This window comes from Actinomadura craniellae, from assembly GCF_003289645.1.
Lineage (GTDB): Bacteria > Actinomycetota > Actinomycetes > Streptosporangiales > Streptosporangiaceae > Actinomadura_D > Actinomadura_D craniellae.
In genome coordinates this window covers 518,435-537,560 of sequence record NZ_QLYX01000004.1, presented here as the reverse complement: position 1 = coordinate 537,560, position 19,126 = coordinate 518,435, and the positions used below count along the sequence as shown (strand labels likewise).

General features: G+C 70.2%; 19 protein-coding genes. 11 read left to right on the top strand and 8 right to left on the bottom strand.

Annotated features, from left to right (window positions below; genetic code table 11):
* Nucleotides 1-224: 224 nt before the first annotated feature.
* Together DPM19_RS12155 and DPM19_RS12150 are read left to right on the top strand one after the other, a co-directional pair.
* Nucleotides 225-419, top strand: coding sequence for a hypothetical protein (locus tag DPM19_RS12155; protein WP_158566771.1), 195 nt, complete (start codon nt 225-227; stop codon nt 417-419).
* 241 nt (nt 420-660) lie between these two features.
* The gene (locus DPM19_RS12150) at nt 661-1,167 is read left to right on the top strand and encodes a hypothetical protein (RefSeq protein ID WP_111866426.1); all 507 of its coding nucleotides are present in this window, start codon (nt 661-663) and stop codon (nt 1,165-1,167) included.
* Here the strand turns inward: DPM19_RS12150 and DPM19_RS12145 are convergent.
* The 8 genes from DPM19_RS12145 to DPM19_RS12110 form a co-directional block, all read right to left on the bottom strand.
* Nucleotides 1,156-1,743, bottom strand: coding sequence for a hypothetical protein (locus DPM19_RS12145; protein WP_111866288.1), 588 nt, complete (start codon nt 1,741-1,743; stop codon nt 1,156-1,158). The genes DPM19_RS12150 and DPM19_RS12145 overlap by 12 nt on opposite strands.
* Nucleotides 1,744-1,886: 143 nt before the next feature.
* On the bottom strand, nt 1,887-2,642 hold the full coding sequence (locus tag DPM19_RS12140) for an endonuclease/exonuclease/phosphatase family protein (protein WP_111866285.1): 756 nt from the start codon (nt 2,640-2,642) through the stop codon (nt 1,887-1,889).
* Nucleotides 2,639-3,886 carry an SAM-dependent methyltransferase gene (locus tag DPM19_RS12135; RefSeq protein ID WP_111866283.1) on the bottom strand — a complete coding sequence of 416 codons (1,248 nt, stop codon included), beginning with the start codon at nt 3,884-3,886 and terminating at the stop codon, nt 2,639-2,641. The genes DPM19_RS12140 and DPM19_RS12135 overlap by 4 nt, the downstream gene beginning before the upstream one ends.
* On the bottom strand, nt 3,883-4,389 hold the full coding sequence (locus DPM19_RS12130) for an HAD family hydrolase (RefSeq protein ID WP_111866280.1): 507 nt from the start codon (nt 4,387-4,389) through the stop codon (nt 3,883-3,885). Before DPM19_RS12130 ends, DPM19_RS12135 begins: the two co-directional genes overlap by 4 nt.
* Before the next feature lie 45 nt (nt 4,390-4,434).
* The gene (locus tag DPM19_RS12125) at nt 4,435-4,875 is read right to left on the bottom strand and encodes a hypothetical protein (RefSeq protein ID WP_146778833.1); all 441 of its coding nucleotides are present in this window, start codon (nt 4,873-4,875) and stop codon (nt 4,435-4,437) included.
* On the bottom strand, nt 4,875-5,702 hold the full coding sequence (locus DPM19_RS12120; RefSeq protein ID WP_111866274.1) for an SAM-dependent methyltransferase: 828 nt from the start codon (nt 5,700-5,702) through the stop codon (nt 4,875-4,877). Before DPM19_RS12120 ends, DPM19_RS12125 begins: the two co-directional genes overlap by 1 nt.
* Before the next feature lie 42 nt (nt 5,703-5,744).
* The gene (locus DPM19_RS12115) at nt 5,745-6,044 is read right to left on the bottom strand and encodes a hypothetical protein (RefSeq protein ID WP_146778832.1); all 300 of its coding nucleotides are present in this window, start codon (nt 6,042-6,044) and stop codon (nt 5,745-5,747) included.
* 12 nt (nt 6,045-6,056) lie between these two features.
* Nucleotides 6,057-6,800 (bottom strand): hypothetical protein, encoded by a 744-nt coding sequence (locus DPM19_RS12110; RefSeq protein WP_146778831.1) that lies wholly within the window; start codon nt 6,798-6,800, stop codon nt 6,057-6,059.
* Nucleotides 6,801-7,103: 303 nt separating this feature from the next.
* Between DPM19_RS12110 and DPM19_RS12105 the strand changes: the two genes are divergently transcribed.
* The 9 genes from DPM19_RS12105 (at nt 7,104) to DPM19_RS12065 (ending at nt 19,114) form a co-directional block, all read left to right on the top strand.
* Nucleotides 7,104-8,387, top strand: a complete 1,284-nt coding sequence (locus DPM19_RS12105) for a helix-turn-helix domain-containing protein (RefSeq protein ID WP_158566770.1) — start codon at nt 7,104-7,106, stop codon at nt 8,385-8,387.
* A gap of 274 nt (nt 8,388-8,661) precedes the next feature.
* Complete coding sequence (gene fxlM / locus DPM19_RS12100) at nt 8,662-9,909, top strand: methyltransferase, FxLD system (protein ID WP_111866264.1); 1,248 nt, start codon at nt 8,662-8,664, stop codon at nt 9,907-9,909.
* A 340-nt stretch (nt 9,910-10,249) separates the two neighbouring features.
* Complete coding sequence (locus DPM19_RS12095; protein WP_158566769.1) at nt 10,250-11,125, top strand: helix-turn-helix domain-containing protein; 876 nt, start codon at nt 10,250-10,252, stop codon at nt 11,123-11,125.
* Between the two features lie 62 nt (nt 11,126-11,187).
* On the top strand, nt 11,188-11,937 hold the full coding sequence (locus tag DPM19_RS36245; RefSeq protein WP_233510048.1) for a DUF6879 family protein: 750 nt from the start codon (nt 11,188-11,190) through the stop codon (nt 11,935-11,937).
* Nucleotides 11,938-12,305: 368 nt separating this feature from the next.
* Nucleotides 12,306-13,532: a methyltransferase, FxLD system gene (fxlM, locus tag DPM19_RS12085; RefSeq protein WP_111866421.1), complete on the top strand. Its 1,227-nt coding sequence runs from the start codon at nt 12,306-12,308 to the stop codon at nt 13,530-13,532.
* A gap of 64 nt (nt 13,533-13,596) precedes the next feature.
* On the top strand, nt 13,597-13,794 hold the full coding sequence (locus tag DPM19_RS12080) for an FxLD family lanthipeptide (protein WP_111866259.1): 198 nt from the start codon (nt 13,597-13,599) through the stop codon (nt 13,792-13,794).
* Between the two features lie 33 nt (nt 13,795-13,827).
* Entirely contained in the window at nt 13,828-16,977 is a 3,150-nt protein-coding gene (locus DPM19_RS12075) for a lantibiotic dehydratase (protein ID WP_325050219.1), read from the top strand.
* The gene (locus DPM19_RS12070) at nt 16,974-18,146 is read left to right on the top strand and encodes a lanthionine synthetase C family protein (protein WP_111866254.1); all 1,173 of its coding nucleotides are present in this window, start codon (nt 16,974-16,976) and stop codon (nt 18,144-18,146) included. Before DPM19_RS12075 ends, DPM19_RS12070 begins: the two co-directional genes overlap by 4 nt.
* Nucleotides 18,128-19,114, top strand: coding sequence for a thiopeptide-type bacteriocin biosynthesis protein (locus tag DPM19_RS12065; RefSeq protein WP_111866251.1), 987 nt, complete (start codon nt 18,128-18,130; stop codon nt 19,112-19,114). The genes DPM19_RS12070 and DPM19_RS12065 overlap by 19 nt, the downstream gene beginning before the upstream one ends.
* Nucleotides 19,115-19,126: the final 12 nt, after the last annotated feature.

The window sequence follows — 19,126 nt, the reverse complement described above, 5'->3', positions numbered from 1 at the left end:
TATAATCCCTACAGGCGTCATTCCAGTATCGGGATGCACAGCCCCGTCACGTTCGAAGGGCTCAACCTGCCCTCAGACACCGCCGAGTGACCTCACCGCAGGTGTCCGTGCAACGGGGGGAACCTCAGATCTTGCAAGGTGCCCTTCGCCAGCCTTCAGCAGGCCGAAGCCGGGGGCATCTCAGTACCGGCAAGCGCTGCCCGTATCGCTTCGCTACCGAACGGTTGACCGTGCCCAAGCGGGAGCGCGAGGACAAGTACAGCCCTTCCCGGTTCGACTTGGTCGCCCTTGATTACCTGGTCGTCGGCTGCAACGCGCTGACGCCCTCACCGCCCGTGGGTGAGCCGGACATCTTCGAGTTCGCCGCCGAACGCGGAGCCGGCGTTCTGATCAACAAGCCACTGGCGCGGGGCTGCTGACCGGCAAGCACTGGCCAGGGCGCCCCGTGGAGGTCGGGCCAGGCAACCATCACCTGCGCAAATCCTGATTCACGGGCGAGGCGCTGCGCACCGTCGATGAAGGGTTGGGGCCGCTGCGGGATCGCTCTGACGACGAGCTGAGCGCCTGTTGTTTCGCGGACGGCAAACCACGCACTTCCCGGCGGCGACGCCTGCGCCGTGGTGGAGGTGCTGTGGCGCACCGGCGTCCTAGGCTGTGTCGATGAGCGAACCGCGTCCCGAATGGGCCGATGACTGCTGTGTGGTGTGCCCGGCACAGCAGCTTGGCCCCGGCCGGTTCGACGTGGCGCCGCGCCCTCTTCCTCACCACGCCTTCGAGAGCGGGCAGCGGGTGGATACGTATACCGGGGTGCCGGTGTGCGTGCACCCCTTCCGGGTCGGCCTGCCGCCTGGCGCGTACGCCTCCGCCGGTGAACCCGTCCCCGGCCCGCCAACCGAGACCGCTGAGCCGGTGCGGCGGCCGCCGGCCGACGGTGGTTGGCGGCTGCACGTGCCGCGTGAGGTGTTCATCCCGGCCCCTGAGCATTTGGAGCTCCCTGACCGGGCCGAGGACCTGGAGGGGTGGATGGTCGCCCTGTTGCGCACGGCCCCGGACGCGGCGATGGCCTCCGCCTTGCGGCAGGCGGAGACCATCGCGGCGGAACGGTTCCCGGGCGGGCAGGTCGTCGCTGCGTTGCGCCGGGTCCTGGCGACCGAGCTACGCCGGTAGCGCCGTGTCGAAGGCGATGGTGTGGCTGCGCCCCAGGTCGTGCACACCGACACCGGACAGCAGAGCGTCCAGGACGGCGGCGCGGCGGGCGTGCTCGTCGGCGTCGAGCCAGTACCGGGCAGGCGGCTGACCCCACGCCTTGGTGTAGGCGGTATGGGTGTAGCCCCCGGCCCGGTAGGGCGGCGCCTCCTGTTCGGTGTCGGTCATGTGGATGAAGGCGATCCCGGCCCGGCAGGCGATGCATTCGGTGACGTACCGCTGCGCAAGGACGGCATGGGTGACCTCGTCGACGGGTCGGGCGATCGGCAGCTCGGCGGCGGCCACGTCGCCGGTGAGCTTGTAGACGGCGCCTTTGAGTGCCAGGGCACGCAGCGCCTCTTCGATCAGCGGGGCCGCGTCGGCTCGCACGTTCCACCGGCTGATGGTCCAGACACCGGCGGCGCACTGCCAGTCGTTGTCGTAGCGGACGCATCCCTCCAGCAGCCGCTGGTACTCGGGGTCGCCGTGAATGGCGTCCAGGATGCGGGCCGCTTCCTCGGCAACCTGTTCGGGGGTGGGCAGGGCGGGGGTGGGCATCGGGTTCCTCCTGATCGGTGGGTTGGGGGATGGGTGGCGGTGGCCTCCCGGGATTCCCCGGCGCCGTCTCCGCACCTGGTGCGGCGCTGGGATGCGTCCGGGAGGCCACGCCGGTCCACGGGCCCGCAGCGCGCCGCGGGCCGTCATGCCTTTGCGAAGGTGAATTCCGCAACGACGGGCCGGTGATCAGAGCAGTCATCAAGGTCTGTGACCACCTGATAGCCGGTGATCGCTGCCGGGGGCAGCGTGGTACAGATCCGGTCACACCGATAAGCGAGCTTGGATCCGGGGGCGTGGCCCACGGTCGGGGTCGTGTCCTCCAGGTGTGCGCCGACGTCGGTGAACCCGGCTTCCGCGATGACCGCAGCCGGGGTCCGGTCCAGCTTGCGTCGCACACTCCTGTAGGAAGCGTCCGTGCGCGGCGGGTTGGGGTCGCCGGCCGGGAGCGCGTTGAAATCACCCAGCAGGATCACCGGGGCGCGCTTGGTCAGCAGGTGGAACGTCTCGGCCTCGGCGAGGCGGGTGGTGGGGGAGGAGGGGGCCAGGTGTGTGTTGTACAGGTCGATCCGGTCGAACAGGTGCTCATCGAGCACGATCTCCAGCCCGCAGAGGGCGTGCCAGTACGGGGCGGCGCGGTCGTGGCGTTCGCGGAGCACTCGGACCTTTGGTTCTCGGACGAACAGGACCAGGTGGCAGCCGTGGTGGTTGGAGGGCACGGGGAACCCGCGCATCCCCAACAGGATCTCGGCCTCGTGCAGTTGGGCCCAGCCATCGCGGTCCCAGTGCTTGGCCTCCTGGATGCCGAGTACGTCCAGGCCGAGTTCGGCGAGCCGGGTGAACTGGTGCTCCCGCTGGTCGGCGGTCGCGGCTGCGTCGATGTTGTAGGAGGCGACCCTCACGGCTGGTCTCCTCCTGTGGCAGAGCTGCGCGCGCTAGGTCTTGACTTGTAGCCGCGGGAGCGGAGCTCCACGCCTTGCTCGACCAACTGGGCGCGAACCCATCCGTAGGAGGCCCCCGACAGCCCTTTCAGTTCTTTGAGCGTCGCCCCCTGGATGTAGAGGGCCGCCAGGCGTTCGGCCGACAGGCCGGAGGGTGGGGGCTGCTTCTTCGCGCGCATCTGAACCCCTTGCCGGTGCAGGCGCCTGCGGACCGTCTCCTTGCTGCTGGTGGCGGCCTGCGCCAGGGTGCGCAGCGATTCTCCCTCCCGGTACCTGCGGGCCAGGTGCTGGTCGGAGAGCAGGCCCGCGCGGACCGTGCGCTTCAGTTGACCGACCGCGCACAGGATCCGGCACACCGGGACGCGTGCGGGGTCCTCCGGGAGAGGCGGTGGCCGCCAGTCGGGGAGCGGCACCACACCCGGGTCCAGGAGCAGGTCATACCCGGCGAGGAGATCGGCGACCTCATCGGCGGATCGTGGGGAGCAGACGCCGAACGCGTCCCGGTACACCTGGGCCACCTCGGCGGTGTCCTCGTGCTGTTCCAGGTGCGTGATCATGATGCGACTCCCGTCAGGCAAGGCGTCCGCCCAACGGTCGAGTACCGCGGCCGGGTCGGACAGGAAATGCGCTGCTGGGAGCAGCACGTCGATGGGCTGGGCCAGGTCGAGCACGGCGCGGGCCTCGGGGGCGTTCAGGACCTGGGCCGGGTCGTCTGGGCCCGCTTCGATGACCTTGGCCAGGACGTCGGTCTCTACGCAGGTGCCGTGGTCATCGCCGCGGGTGGGGATTTTGGTGACTTCGGCCTCGGCCGTCAGCGCCCGGCCGTAGGTCGCGAACGTCGCGTCCGGGTCGGCGTACAGCACGCGGGCCCGAGGGTCTTCCCGGCGGGCGATGTGGTGGAGCTGGTCACCGCAGCGCCAGTTCGGTTCGGGCAGGCCGCACCCCAGGTAGATGAGCTGGGTGGTTCCCCTGCGGTAGGTGGCGTTGCCGTGGGCCAGGTAACCGACGATGTGGTGCAGGAAGGCGCGTTCCTGCCATGCCCAGGTGGCCGCGTCGGGAGCGACGGCCAGGGCACGTTGGGCGACATCCAGGTCGGCGGGGTAGTAGTCCTTGCTGTTGCCCAGCAGGAGCTGCCGGACGAAACCCCACCGGGCGGGCACCCCATCTGTGGAGAACGGGTCCGCTGGGCCTTCCATGGCGGTCATGGCTCTTCTCCCAGCAGGGGGAGCAGCCCGGAGAAGTGGGTGACCAGCCGGGCACCGTCGGGGAGTTCCTCTCCGGTGGCCAGGCCGTGGGGGCGGATCAGGACGGCCTGCATGCCGTGTTCCAGCGGGCCGGCCACGTCGTGGCGAAGGTTGTTGCCGACGAACAGGATCTGGCCGGCCGCGCACCGCGCGGCCTGGACCACCGCGGCGTAGAACTCGCGGGCGGGTTTGGCGAAGCCCAACCGGTCCGATTGCAGGACCTCGCTGAACAGGTCGGCGATCCCGGCCGCTTCCAGGGCAGGGCGCCGGTCTTGGCCGGGCAGGGTGTTGGAGGCCAGGACGAGCCGTAGCCCGCGAGCGTGCAGCGTGCGCACGGTGACCGCGGCCAGCTCGTCAACGGGCTTCATGCCGATGATCTCGTCATGGGCGGGGCCGGTGAGGGTGCCGCCGTAGTCGGCAGCGATGCATCTAATGATCATGGTGGTGGTGGGGTCGGGCTGCACCCGGCCTCCCACGAACGGCCGGGCACAGCGAAACAGAACGGTTGATTACGTGACGGAGGTGCGGTCGGGACGGGAAGCGTTGGAGCCCATGCCTCGAGCGAGGGCTTGAGCCAGCGCCTCCGGGCTGTTCGCGGCCAGAGCCCCCGCGCTGAACAGCAGGCGGGCGATGCCACGGAATCTGCTGCGCACCTCCGGCGGCCACCGCGGCGAGGGGAGGGCGGCCAGGCGCTCCAACGACCATCCCGCTGCGCGGGCCGTTTCCCGGGCGTGGGCGGCGGCTTTCTTTAGGACGGGCGGGACGTGGCCGCGTGGGCGTAGCCCGAGCCCCCGCTTGGCCAGCTCGGCGGCGAGTCGCTGGTGGGTGGTTCCGTAGGACGCTCCGGCCCGGACGGCGATGGCGCGTACCGGCAGGAACTGGTGGGCGTACAGGTCACCCATCTGCGCGTCGGTCAGGTCCAGTACGCGCCGGGGTGCTCCGCCGCCCATCACGTGGCCATGGCCACGCCGCCGAGCACCGGCAGGGCGGACGGTGGCTCGGCCGGGGTCGGCCACTGCTGCACCGGCACCAGGCGCGGGTGCAGGAGAGCGAACCCGTCGAAGAAGCTGCTGATCTCCGCCCGGGTGCGGAATCGCCCAGGCGAACTGGACCCCGCGTAGACGGCCTCGATCTGCTGCACCACGTGCGGGGGAGCATCGTCGGAGCAGACGTGGGAGATGACCAGGAGACTGCCGCGGGCCATGCGTTCCCCGAACGCGTCCAGGATCGCGTGGACGTCGTGGTCGTCGGGGATGAAGTGCAGGACGGCGACCAGCAGGACAGCGACGCGTTGCTCCCAGTCGATGTGTTCGACCAGCTCGGGGTGGTCCAGGACCTGAGTGATGTCGCGGATATCTGCCTCGATGAGATGGTGTCTGGGCAGCAGGGCCCGGTCGTGGGCCGCCACCACGGGGTCGTTGTCGATGCCGACGACCGTGGGGCCCAGGCAGTACCGGCGCGCCACGTCGAGCACGGGCGGGTAGAACAGCGCATCGCCCTGGAGCGAGGGCGGGCAGGTCGGGATACCGGTACCCACGTCGATGAACTGGGAGATGCCGGTCTTGGCCGCGAAGGTCACCGCCCGCTCCAGGAACCGGCGGTTGTCGCGGGCGGCCTGCGGCAACGATGGCGCCACCTGCTGGAGCCGTTCGGCGGCTTCCCGATCAGCCGGGTAGTGGGTCTTGCCGCCCAGCCAGAAGTCGTAGATACGAGCCGCGCTCGGAACCCGCGGGTCGAACGCGAGCTCCGGTGCAGGAGTGTCGGAGTGAGAGGACACGAGAAGTGCCTTTCAAAGGGGTCGGTCCGGTGGGGAGACTGCTCACGTGGCGCGCAGGGGCTTGTCCAAGAGGCCGTCCTCGTCGAGCCGTCGCTCCAGCGCGGTCTGCTGGGCGAGCTGCTGCTCCAAGTCGCCGGGAGTGTTGGAGAAGAGGGTCTCCTCCAAGCCGTTCTTGTTGTCACGGGCGGTCAGGGGCCGGCCGAGCCGGGTGGCCGCCCAACCGGGCGCCTGACCGTCGAACATCCGGGGCCGCCAGATCTTCCAGCCGGGGAACCGCTCGCTCAGCTCACGCAGGGCCTGCGCGGGGTCGAGCGTCAAACTGCTGGTGGGAGGAGGGGACATTGCTCGGCTCCTTCAGGAACTCGTCGGGGATGAGGTGGGAGCGGGGTCGTTGGCGTGGTCGTCTGGCGGCACGTCGGGGTCGGGCGGAGACGGCGGGGTCTGCCGCATCAACAGGGGCTGCTCCATGACGCCCTCGTCGATGAGCACCCGTTCCACGGCGACCTGACCCTTGATCAGCTCTTCCAGGGCGTCGGCGGTGTCGGCGTGCACCCCTGAGCGGAGACCTCGGCGGTGTTCCGCGCGGGTGGGGAGCCGGTTGATGCCGCCCCGCGTCGCGTACCAGGGGACGGTGTCTCCGTCGAAGATGCGGGGCTGCCAGAACCTCCAGGCAGGCCACCGCTCGGCCAGGCCATGCAGGAGCTGTTCGTCGCCCGTGGGCAGGTCGGGGGCGGGCGGGGATGCGTCCGGACCTTTTTCGGCAAGGTCTGCGAGCAATGACTCGTAGTGTTCGACCAGCGCGGCGACCGCTCTGGCCGCGCTGGTGCAGGGCCAGGGCTCGCCGTCGTGCCTGCACGAGGGCTCCTTCAGCGCCTTGTAGGGGGCGTGGGGCCGGAGCAGGTCGTGCAGTGTCGCGGCCAGCGCCGCCGGCAAGGCAGGCGCCGATGCGGAAATAACGGACAGCCAATCCAGCAGCGCCACGTAACTGGGATCGATCTTCACCATGGAGGCGAGGTCGATTTTGTCGGGCCGGCTCACGTTCACCTCTCGTGCCTGGCGTTCCACCGGCACCAAAGGCTGCCGGAGCAGCCGATTCACATGAATTCCGAGGTGTTATCGCTGGTTGCGACGAGGTGATGACAGGTCGTTGTACGGTGCTATTGACCTGCTGGGTAGGGTGCGTGGGCGCAGCGAGCAGCACGGAACATGAATAAAGGACACGGCGACAGCCGCGGAAGGGTATCCGGAATGCAGGCCACGGGATCAGGGGAACGAGTCTGTCTGGCGTGCAAATCCACACGATTGAGCAGATACAACCCCGAATCGTTGTGCTCTTCATGCCAAAGCGCGGCCCGAGACTCCGTCGGGATCGCCGCTACGTGGGTGTGGGACAGCCGGCCGATGCGCGAGGCTCTGGCTCGCGCCGACATGCCCGCCGTGGTGGCGTTGATGCGCGCAGCCGCAGGACTCTCCCAGCGGGGTCTCGGCGAACTGGTCGGCTGGTCACAAGGCGCCGTGTCACTGCTGGAACGCGGCCGACGGGACACCTTGTACGACATCCGCAAACTGCTGGAATTTGCCGACATGGTGGGAATGCCACGTACGGCGCTTGCACCGCTCATCCTGGGCCGACCCAATGCGATCCTGGAAGAAGACGGCATTCCCCACCTCGTAGGAGGAATCATGGACCGCCGGGACTTCCACGGCATGGCCGCAGGGCTGCTGCTCTCTGCGCTCATGCCGCACATCCGAATACCTGATCGAGTCGGTGCCACGGACGTCCGGTACTTGCAGGCGGCCCTCGACCACATCGCCACCCGCGACCAAAGCACTGGCGGTGGGGCCGTGCTGGACCAAGCACTCCGCCAGTTCGCTCGGGCCCGCCGGATGCTCGACGAGGCGGACTACACCGAGGCGGTCGGCCAAGACCTGCTCGTCGTCACCGCCAACCTGGGGACCCTCTGCGGCTGGGTGGCCTACGACTCCGGCAACCAGCCACTCGCACGCAGCCTCTACACCGAGGTCCAGCCTCTGGCCAACAGCAGCGGTTCAGCCGAGGTCCAAGCCGACGTCTGGTTGCTCATGTCGATGCAAGCCGCGGGCCAGGCGCGCGCCACCGGCCAACGCGGCTACGCCCGCGAGGCCCTGCGCCTGGCCAACCTCGCTTCTACCGTTGCGAGAAACGAAACCTCACCCAAGCTGCATGCACTTATTGCGCTGCGCCAGGCGAAAGCATATGCAAGCCTCGGTGATTCCTCGGCCTTCCGCAACGCGATCCTTCGTGCGCGACGAGAAATCGACCGTGGATCGGATCCCACTGATCCTGCGTGGTGCGATTTTGTCTCTGCGGGAGAAGTCGATGGTCAAGAGGCCACCAGTTACATGTTGCTAGGGGATCATGACCGTGCAGTCAGCCTTCGGCAGCTCAGCTTGAACGACTCATCCTTGAGCCCGCGTAACCGTATCTGCGCGCAAGCCCAGTTCGCACGCGCCCTGTTCGAAGCCGGGGACCAGACCGAGGCTGTAAAGATCGGTTACGAAGTTCTCCCCGCTTTCATGAAGGGGGGGATGACCTCGGCTCGTCCGTTGAACTGGCTCACAGGCGTGCGGAAGGCCGCCGAGCAGTCCGGCGACATGGACTTCTGTCAGATGTTCGACGCCGCGCGACGTTCGGTGGCCGCCTGAGCCGGGCGAGGAAGTTCTGTGTCCGCTCGCTTCGAGTTTAATTTCCAGCGCTTCGGCACTGCCTTCAGGCCGTCAGGTAACCAGCGAACCACTCGTCGGGATTGCTTGGCTGGATCGGATGGAAGGCGCGCGACTCGTTGGGCGACCTGAGGCGGGAGACACGCAGGCCTCAGGTCACCGGCAGGGTTCTGCTGCCGGGTCGCTTACCGGAATATCGGACTGCCCGAACCGCGGTGGTCCGATGAATCGAAACAGACGACAGAGAGGACACCGTATGAGCGTTGGCACCGTGGGCAGCGAGGATTTACGAAACGAGATGGTCGACCGGCTTGCAGCCGATCATCGGGGAAAGGGCCTGACGTTGCGCCCGGAGGTGGAGGCGGCGCTACGGACGGTCCCCCGAGAGCTGTACACGCCGGGTGTTCCCCTGAAGGAGGCGTACGAGAACACCGCGGTCGTCACCAAACGGCGCGGGGAAGAGAGCATCAGCTCGGTCTCGGCCCCGTTCCTCATCGCCGAGATGCTCGGCCAGGCCGCGAACGCGCTCGGCGACCTGCGGGGCCGTCACGCCCTTGAGATCGGTAGCGGCGGCTACAACGCCTCCCTGCTTCGCGAGCTGGTTGGCCCGTCGGGGTCGGTCACGACCGTCGACATTGACCCTGAGGTGACCGACCGGGCGGCGTCCTGCTTGGCGGCGGCGGGCTACAACGACGTCACGGTGGTGTGCGCGGACGCCGAGCACCCGATCGAGGCAGGCCGCCGCTACGACCTGATCATCGTCACGGCCGGGGCGTGGGACATCCCGCCGGCGTGGCGCGATCAGCTCACCGACAGCGGTGTGCTCGTCGTGCCGTTGCGGATGTTCGGGACGACCAGGTCGTGGGCGCTGCGACACTCCGGTGATCGGCTGATCAGCCACAGCCGTCGGCTGTGCGGATTCGTCCCCGTGCAAGGCGACGGGGCGAGCGCCATCCGGTATCTCGATATCGCCGACGGCGTCCACCTGCGGCTCGACGAAGGCGAGCAGATCGCCCCGGCCTGTGTCGAGGGCATCCTGGCCCGGCCCCGGCAGGAGGCGTGGGCGGGGGTGAGCCTGCCGCCCCGTACCGCTCTGCCGGACCTGGACATGTGGCTGGCCACCCGCCTGCGGGAGGAGTCGGTGACACTGTCCGCGCAGGAGGAGGCCGTCGCCTCCGGCATTGTCGCGCCGGCATGGCGGTTCGGCACTCCCGCCACGCTCCACGACGGCACGTTCGCCTACCGGTCGGAGCTGCGCTGGACCGACCGGCGCTTCGATCTCGGCGCCTACGCCCACGGGCCCGCCGCCGCGGCCGCGGCCGGGCGGATGGTCGAGCACATGCGCGCCTGGGTCGATGCGGGCTGCCCCGCCCCGGCCCTGGAAGTCGTTCCCGCACGGACCCCGGACGGTGACCTGCCCGATGGGGCGGTCCTGGACAAGCGACACAGCCGCCTGATCCTGACCTTCAACGCCACGAGCATCGAGAAGAAGGGAACCCCCTGATGGAGACCGCGAGGATGGGCACCGCAACGGACGACCTGAAGGAGTACGAGCTGGATCTGCGCCTGGTCGATGCCGGGCCCGCTACCAGCGCCTATCGTCGCTGGCAAGATCTCTAACGCCGTGTTCGCCGCACCCACCCGTACCTGATCGGCAACCGCTGGTCCGATCGAGTCCCGGCCGCCGGTGCCCTCGCTATCGGGGCGGCGCGGTGTGCGGGCTCCGCGCGTCTCCTCGACGATCCGGCAGGCGCTGGCCGGTACCGGGCCCTGGCGGAACCAGGTCGACTGGAGTAAGTGGAGCGTCGTCTTGTGCGAACCCGGGCTGCGCTTGGATGGGGGCGATGCCCTCGTCGTCTTCTTCCAGCGCGCAGGCCGCGCGGCAGCGGCTGGCTGATCAGCTTCGCGAACTCCGCGCCACGGCGGGGATCTCTGGTGTGGAGTTCGCGCGCAGGGCCGGGTGGCGGGATTCCACGAACGTGTCGAAGATCGAGCGAGCGGTTCGTCCGGCGTCGGCCGAGCATGTGCGCCTGTGGTGCTCGATCTGCGGGGCGTCCGAGCGGCGTGCGAACGAGTTGCTGGCCGAGCAGGCCGCGGTCGAGCGGATGTGGCTGACCTACCGGCAGCTCAACCAGGCGGGTCTCAAGGGTGCTCAGGAGTCGGTGCGGGACCGTTACGAGCGGGTCAAGCTCATGCGGGTGTACTGCGCGCATGTGATCCCGGGGTTGCTGCAGACGCGGGCGTACACCGCTGCGGCGTTGGAGTCGATCCGGGTCGAGCAGCACGTCGAGGTGGACGATGTGGCCGAGGCCGTCGATGAGCGGATGGATCGGCAACGGGTGTTGCGGCGGCCGGACGCGCGGTTCGTGTTCGTGCTGGAGGAACAGGTCCTGCACCACCGTGTCGTTTCGGCCGGGGTGCATGCCGAGCAGTTGCGGCATCTGCTGGCGTTGGCGCGGTGGCCGTCGGTGTCGTTGGGGGTCATTCCGCTGGCCGCCGGCCGTGTTCATGGCGGGCATCGGGTGTGGCCGGAGCACACCTTCGTCATCAGCGACACCGAGCTGGTCACCGTGGAGTTGGTGTCGGGGTTCTTGTCGGTGTCCCAGCCGGGGGAGATCGCGGACTATCTGGCGGCGTGGAAGCGGCTGATGTCGTTGGCCGTCACCGGCGAGAAGGCCCGGCAGATCATCACTGGCGTGCACGATGGGCTTGACGCCTGAAGCCGGGGCGGGCGAGGGTCGTAGGGAACCTTCCAGGACGTGGTGCCGAATGGAGGATCGTGATGCCGCTGGATCTGGTCGGTGAGGATCCCGACTCGCCCGAGGGGCGTTGCCCCGCCGTGTACGTCGATCCCGGCACCGGGGACTTCTACTTCCAGGGCCTGCTGATCACTGATCCGCTGGTGCTCGCCGAGATCGCCAGGCATGGCACCCTGCACACTGATGAGGCGGTGGTGCGGCTCCCGGCCCGCATGGCCTCGATCATCGCCGAGGCCGCCGCCGGGACCTACGAGCCAGGCCGCCTCGGGCACGGTCCGGCCGACAGCACCGAGGTGCTCAAGGTCGCCAAGCACACCGCGCTGCACCTGGAGATGCGCGACGCCTATGACCCCTCTCACCCCGCCTACCGGGACTTCCTGTCGGGCGGGTCGGGCTGGTACGAGATGAAGAACTGGCGTCAGATCGTCCAGGACGCGGTGGGGCGCGGGGTGACGATCCGCCGTGTGCGGGTGGTCTCCGAGCCGCTGTCGGACTACATCCGGTGGGAGCACATGCTCACCGCCCAGAACGTGGCCGCCGGGGAGGACGTGCGGTGGCTGCCGCGTGAGCGGGCCTGGGACCTGATGCTGCCCGGCGCGGACTTCTGGTTGTTCGACCACAAGCTGGTGATGTTCAACTTCTGCGCAGGAGACGGCACCGAGATCCCCGAGGAGAAGAGCAGCAACGACCCGGCCGTGGTCGCCCGCTGCCTGACCGCGTTCGAGCAGGTGTGGGAACGGGCGATACCCCACGAGCAGTACAAGCTCCCTTGAACTGCGCTGAACCGGTGTGCTCCTAGAACCTGCCCGTGGGGTCAGGGGCCAAAGTCCGCCAAATTCCTTCCTCGGGGTGATCCTGGCCGGTCAAGCTCGTTGCCGAGACCACTCCTTGCCCGAGGGGAGCCAGCATGGCCGGCTTCTTGCTGGAACCAGCTACTGGAAAGGCCGTGGCGCCCTTGTGCGATCGGCCGGGTGGCCAGGCCGGATCAGCCTCATGGCCCCGCGCTTTCCCGTGATCGGCGGCGGGCCATGCCAGGCTTCCCACCGGGCATGGCCGCGCCCGGCAGCGCAGGTCAGGGCCGTTGGCCGGGTCCGAGTAGCTACGACCATCAAGGGGGAACCACGTGATCCAGGCGGTGGACATGACCGATGGCTCTGGCCGGGCGGCGCGGTTGCGCGACGAGCTGACCGACAAGCTGCTCGCTGGCGGCCAGATCGTCTCCCCGGTGGTGGAGCAGGCGTTCCGCACGGTCCGGCGTGAGATGTTCGTCCCTCCAGGTACCGCCCTGGACGCGGTCTACAGCGTCGATCACTCGGTGGTGACCAAGACCGACGAGCACGGCGTCGGCCTGTCCTCGGTCAGCGCGGCCTACATCCAGGCCCGCATGATCGAGATGGCCGACCTGCGCCCCGACATGACCGTGCTGGAGATCGGGTCGGGTGGTTACAACGCCGCGCTGCTGGCCGAGGTCGTCGGCCCCGGCGGGCAGGTGGTCAGCATCGACATCGATGCCGAGATCGCCGACCGTGCCCGCGATCTGCTGGGGCGCGCCGGATACGGCGGGCGGGTCACCGTCGTGCAGGCCGACGCCGAACATCACGTGCCCGGTCTCGGCCCGTTCGACCGGACCCTCGTCACGGTCGGTGCCTGGGACATCCCGCCCGCCTGGCCGGACCAGCTCACCGCCGACGGCGTCCTGGTGGTGCCGCTGCGGATGAACGGCATCACCAGGACCATCGCCTTCCGCCGCCACGGCGATCACCTGGCGAGCAGTGACGTCGAAGTGGCCGGGTTCGTGCCGATGCAAGGTGCGGGAGCGCACGCAGAGCGGGCGTTCCTGCTGCCGGACCGCCGCGGCAAGCACGTCCGGTTGCAGTTCGACTCCGACGTTCCGGAGGCGACCGACCTGCTGGACGGGGTGCTGGCGACCGAACCGGTGTCGGTGTGGTCCGGCGTCACCGTCGGGAACGGGATCTCCTTCGCCGACCTGCACCTGTGGCTGGCGGTGCTCCTGCCCGGCTTCTGCCAGGTCACCGCCGAGGCGGGCACCGACCTGGCCGCCGGGTTCTGCAAGACCTGGTTCCCCTTCGGGGCCGTGCACGGGGGCTCCTTCGCCTACCTGGCGGTGCGGCGTACGACGGAAAGCGCCGGCGTCGAGTTCGGCGCGACCGCCCATGGCCCGCACGGCCGGGCCGTGGCCGGCGCGCTTGTCGAGCAGATCCGGGCATGGGACCGCACCGGACGCCACCATGAGCCCGCGTTCGGATTCTGGCCGACCGGCAGCGGTGTTTCCCGGCTCCCCGACCCTTCGGCCGTACTGAAGAAGCGCCACGGCGCCGTCTCGATCTCCTGGCCTCAGCCGAGCTGATCATCACCGTCCGGTGAGCCAGGAAGCACGACCCCTATCCCCGGTATGTGCAAGGAGTGAGCCGATGGCCTTACCGCTGACCCTGGACGCCACCGAACCCCTCGACGGCTCGATGGTCGTCGGCGAGGAGGAGTTCGTCCTGGACATGAAGGTGGTGGAATCCACCACCCCGCTGGTGACCATGATGTGCTCCACCAGCGACGGCTGCGGCAGCACGTGCAGCACCAGCGCGTGCAGCACCAGTTCCAACGACCCGTTCTGAGACGACCCACCGCCCCCGGGGCGGCGTCCGCTGGTGGCGTCGCCTCGGGGAGACGTACTCGGCGCGAAGGAGAAAGCCGTGGCGGTTGCCCGTCGTTTCCGGCACGCAGGACTGGTACTGGTGCGCGCGACCACCTGCCCTCCGGAGGTTGTGCCACCCGGCGGTTTGGATCTGGCCGACCTCACCGCCGTGGACCGGGAGGGGGCAACGTGGCTGGCTCGGGTGTGGGCGCACCGCGAGGTATACGAGGCCGTGGAGATGGCCTCCCCCGCCTTGGCCGCCCGCATTGACCACCTCTTGGCCGTGGACCGTCCTTCCGAGCGGAAACTCCGCCGCGCAGCTGAATCGGTGGCGTCCTACCTGCTGCGGTGGGAGCGGCGCGCCACCCCCTTCGGGATGTTCGCCGGGGTCACCACCGGCGCTCTCGGCCCGGCGGCGGCGAAGATCGGAGCGGATCACCGGCTCGTCGTCCGTGCCGACGCCGAATGGCTCGCCGATCTCATCGACCAGGTTGAATCCGACCGCGCTCTGCGGGAGCGGCTGACGGTGGTCGCCGACAACACCGGAACCGTCCGCGACGGCTGCCTCCTCGTCTCCCGGCGGGCCAAGTCAGGAGCACGTTCGCCGGGACCGCTGCGGGAGGCCTCAGTACGTCTGACCACCCCCATCGGCTACGCCCTCGACCAGGCGACCACGCCCCTGCGGTTCGACGTCCTGGCCGAACGCGTGTCCCGGCGTTTCCCGGGCGTCACCACCGACCGGATCCACCGGTTGCTGCACGGCCTGGTCGATGGCGGATTCCTCATCACGAACCTGCGCCCGCCCTCGACCGTCGAGGACCCGCTGGACCACCTCATCCAGGCGCTCCGTGCCGCGGGCGTCCACGAGACCGGAACGCGGGAACTCGCCAGGACGCTTGACCGATTGGAGGAGATCGGTGCCCGGCTCGTCCAGCACAACACCACCGCCGACCGGGCTCGGGCGGCGACGCTGCGCGCAGCGGCCGCCGATGCGATGCGAAGCATGGCCGCCGGTACGGGGCATGTGCTGGCGGCTGATCTGCGGCTCGACGCCCGCATCGTGCTCCCCGAGCAGGTGATGGAAGAGGCCGAACGCGCGGCCGACGTCCTGCTGCGGCTGTCGGCGCAGCCGTTCGGCACGGCGGCATGGATGGATTACCACGCCCGGTTTCGCGCCCGCTACGGCCTCGGTGCGCTGGTCCCGGTCCGGGACTTGCTCGCCGACTCGGGGTTGGGGTACCCCCACGGCTACCTGGGCGCGCCCCGGGCCCGCCCCGCGTGGCGGATGCTGACCGAGCGCGACGCCGCCCTGCTGTCGATGATCCAGCGGGCCGTCGTGGACGGGGCCGAGGAGATCACGCTCACCGACGCCGACGTGCGGGCACTGACGGTCGGCGACCACACCCGCGTGGTGGTGCCACCGCGCGTCGAACTCGGCGTCGCGCTCCACGCCACCTCGCCGGAGGCGATCGACCGCGGCGACTTCGAACTCCAGGTGGTGGCCGCGCCGCGCGCCCACACCAGCATGATCGGCCGGTTCGCCCACCTGCTGGACGAAGCCGACCGCGCCCGCCTCGCCCGCACCTACGCGCCCGGCGACGGCGAGGTCGTGGCGGCGCAGTTGTCGTTTTCGCCGCGCCGCCCGCACAACGACAACGTCGTGCGCGTCCCCCCGCACGCCGGAACGGTCGCGCTGTCGCTGGCCGAACACCCCGGCGGCCATGGTCACGGCGGGATCGACCTGGAGGACCTCGCGGTCACCGCCGACGCCGACCAGCTGTACCTGGTCCAGCGTTCCACCGGACGGCGCGTGGTCGCCCACTCCCCGCACGCCCTGGACACCACGGTGCAGACGCCGCCGCTGGCGCGGTTTTTGGCCGAGGTCGCCGACGCGCGCAGCGTCGTGTTCGGCCCGGTCGATCTGGGGGCCGCCCGTACCCTGCCCTACGTCCCCCGCCTCCGGTACCGGCGCACGGTGCTGTCCCCCGCCCGGTGGCTCCTCACCAGCGGCGACCTGGCGACCGTCCACGGCGATCAGGACGCGGGCCTGCGCGGATGGCGTGACCGGTGGAAGGTGCCCGCCCGCCTCGTGCTGTGTCAGGCGGAACTGCGCCTGCCGGTGAACCTGGACCAGCCCCTGGATCGCCGGTTGCTGTGCGCCCACCTGGAGAAGGCCGGGCAGATCGAGCTGCGCGAGGACGCGCCGCCCGGCGGCCTGGGCTGGGTGGGCCGCGCGGCCGAACTGGTGATCCCCATGGTCGCGACCGCCGCACCGCCACGGCGACCTCCGATCACCGCGCCGCCCGGCCCCGTCCACCAACCGGGCGACGCCGTGCTGCTGCGGGCGCACCTGGTGGGCAACCCCGCCTGGTTCGACGCCATCCTCACCCGCCACCTGCCCACGCTCGTGGGCGAACTCGGCGCACCGATCCGGCGGTGGTGGGCGGGCAGGCACCGCGACCTGATCCGCCTCGAAGCCGACCAGTACCTGGTGGTGCTGCTGCGGCTCACCGACCGGTGCCGGTACGGGCCGGTGGCCGCACGGCTGGCCGCCTTCACCGACGACCTGCGGGCACGCGGCCTGACCGAGCAGCTCATGCTGGCCCCCGCCGCGGAACACCCCGGCCGCTACGGGCACGGCCCGGCCCTGGAAGCCGCCGAGGAGGTCTTCGCCACCGACACCGCGGCCGCCATCGCCCAGATCACGATGGTGGAGGTCGCCGGGGTACCGGGGCAGGCCGTCGCGGCGGCCTCGATGGCGCAACTGGCCGCGGCGTTCGCCGCCGACCCCGCGTCCGGCCACCGGGCGCTGACCCGCCACCTGGAACAGGGCTCCGGACCGCTGGACCGGGAGGTGCGTGACCAGGCACTCCACCTGGCCGACCCCACAAGCGACTTTGCCGCCGTCCGTGCTCTTCCCGGCGGAGAGGCGGTCGCCGCCGCATGGCGGAGCAGAGCCACCGCGTTGGCCACCTATCACCGCCTCCTCGCGCGACAGCGCGACCCCGCGGAACTGCTGGCGACACTGCTGCACGAACACCATGTGCGGGCCCTCGGCCCCGACCCCGCCCACGAGGTCACCACGGGCCGGCTCGCCCGCGCCGCCGCCCTCCGCACCCTGGCCACCGCACCGGCCCCGGCGGCCGCGGAAGGTGCCCGGTGACCTCGCCGACACCGGTCACCTTCACCACCGGCCCGGTACCCAGCCAATCCCTGGCGAGCGGGGCGGCGGGAATTGCGCTCCTGCACATCGAACGCGCCCTGGCCGGGCGCGGCTCCTGGGCGGACGCGCACACGCTGATCCGGCAGGCGGCCACCGGCGCCATCGACGGAGGCGATCACGCTGGCCTGTACCACGGGGTTCCCGCCGTCGCGTTCACGCTGCACACCGCCGACGCCGACGGTCGGTCACGGTACGCGCAGGCACTCGCCACGTTGGACCAGCATGTGACGCGACTGGCCCTCCGTCGCCTGACCGCCGCCAACGACAGGATCGACGCCGGTGAATACGCCCGGTTCAGCGAGTACGACCTGTTCTACGGGCTGGTCGGCATCGGTGCCCTCCTACGGGTACGCCACCCCGGCAGCGACACCTTCGCCGACGTGCTGCGGTACCTGGTGCGGCTCACCCTCCCGCTTCGACACGACGGAGTGGAACTGCCGGGCTGGTGGGTGCCGCACGACCCCGACCCGGCCCTGCCGACCCCCGGCGGGCACGCCAACCTCGGAATGGCGCACGGCGCGGCCGGAATCCTCGCGCTCCTGGCCCTGGCCGCTCGCGACGGCCATGCCGTCGAAGGGCAGGACGAGGCGATCAGACGGCTGATCGGCTGGTTCGAGACCTGGCGGCAGGACTCACCGGACGGCCCCTGGTGGCCGCAATGGCTCACCCGCTCCATGCTGCGCACCGGCCGCCCCACCCAGCAGGCCCCCGGACGGCCATCGTGGTGCTACGGGAGCACCGGAATCGTCCGCGCACTCCAGTTGGCCGCTCTGGCCACCGGCGACACCGCGCGCCAACGCACCGCCGAGCAGGCGCTGCCGGCGCTCTTGACCGGCCGGAACCTGGCTCGGATCAGCGAAGCAGGACTCTGCCACGGCATGGCCGGGCTCTACCAGACCGTCTCCCGCGTCGCTCTCGACAGCACCGACCCGGCACTTCACCGGCGGCTGCCCGAACTGGCCGCCGCGCTCGCTCACCACGACGAGCAGAGCGAGCTTTCAGACGAGGGGCTGCTGACCGGCAGGGCCGGGGTCCGACTGGCTCTGGAAAGCACCCGGCACGCCGCACCGCCGCACTCGGGATGGGACACATGCTTGCTGATCACCTGACCGAAGCCACCCCTGCCCAACTCGCCGCCAGCGTGCTCTCCGTCCTCGCGGGCACCCCACCGGAGGCGGCCGCCGCCGGTCACGGCCTGCGACCGGAAGAACTCGCCGAAGCCGTCCAGGCGTACCTGGCCGCCGGGTACGCCGCGCTGGAACGCCGCACCGAGCAACGCTGGCACCAGGTGCTCGTCGAGTTCCCCGCCTGGGAGCAGGCCGAGACGATCGCCGCCGCCCGACTCGGCCCACGCCTGGACGACCTCCACCACCACGGGACCATCAGCGGGTGGTGGTTCCTGCGCAAACACCCCTGCTGGCGGCTACGGCTGCGCAGCCCCGGTCCCGACCCGGACACCGGTGAGGGCGCAGTCACCGAGGCATTGACCGAGCTGACCGACCTGGGAGTGATCGCCGGGTGGCGACGTTCGATCTACGAACCGGAGCACGCCGCGTTCGGCGGCCCCACAGCCACGACGACCGTCCACGACCTGTTCTGCGCCGACAGCCGCGGCGTCCTGGACTACGCCCGCGCGCGGTCTCCCCGTATCGGCCGCCGCGAAATGTCGATCATGCTGGTTCACGCTCTCCTGCACGGCGCGGGACTGGACTGGTTCGAAAGCGGAGACGTCTTCCACCGGGTCGCGCAACTGCGCCCCGCTGGACCGGGCTCCGCCCGCCCGGAGGCGATGGACGCACTGGCCGGCAAGGTGCGGACCCTCGTGCACGCCGCCGAGAACACCGACCCGATATTCGGCCCCAGCGGCCCGGCCGCGTTCGCCGCAACCTGGCGGGACGCCTTCCGGACAGCGGGGAAGCAACTCGGGACCGCGGCAGCCGACGGCCGCCTCGACCGAGGGCTGCGGGCACTGCTGACCCATGTAGTGATCTTCCACTGGAACCGGCTCGGCCTGTCGGCCACCACGCAAGGCGTCCTCGCCCGCGCCGCCACCGCCGCGTTCCTGCCCCGCACCTGACCTGTCCCCCCG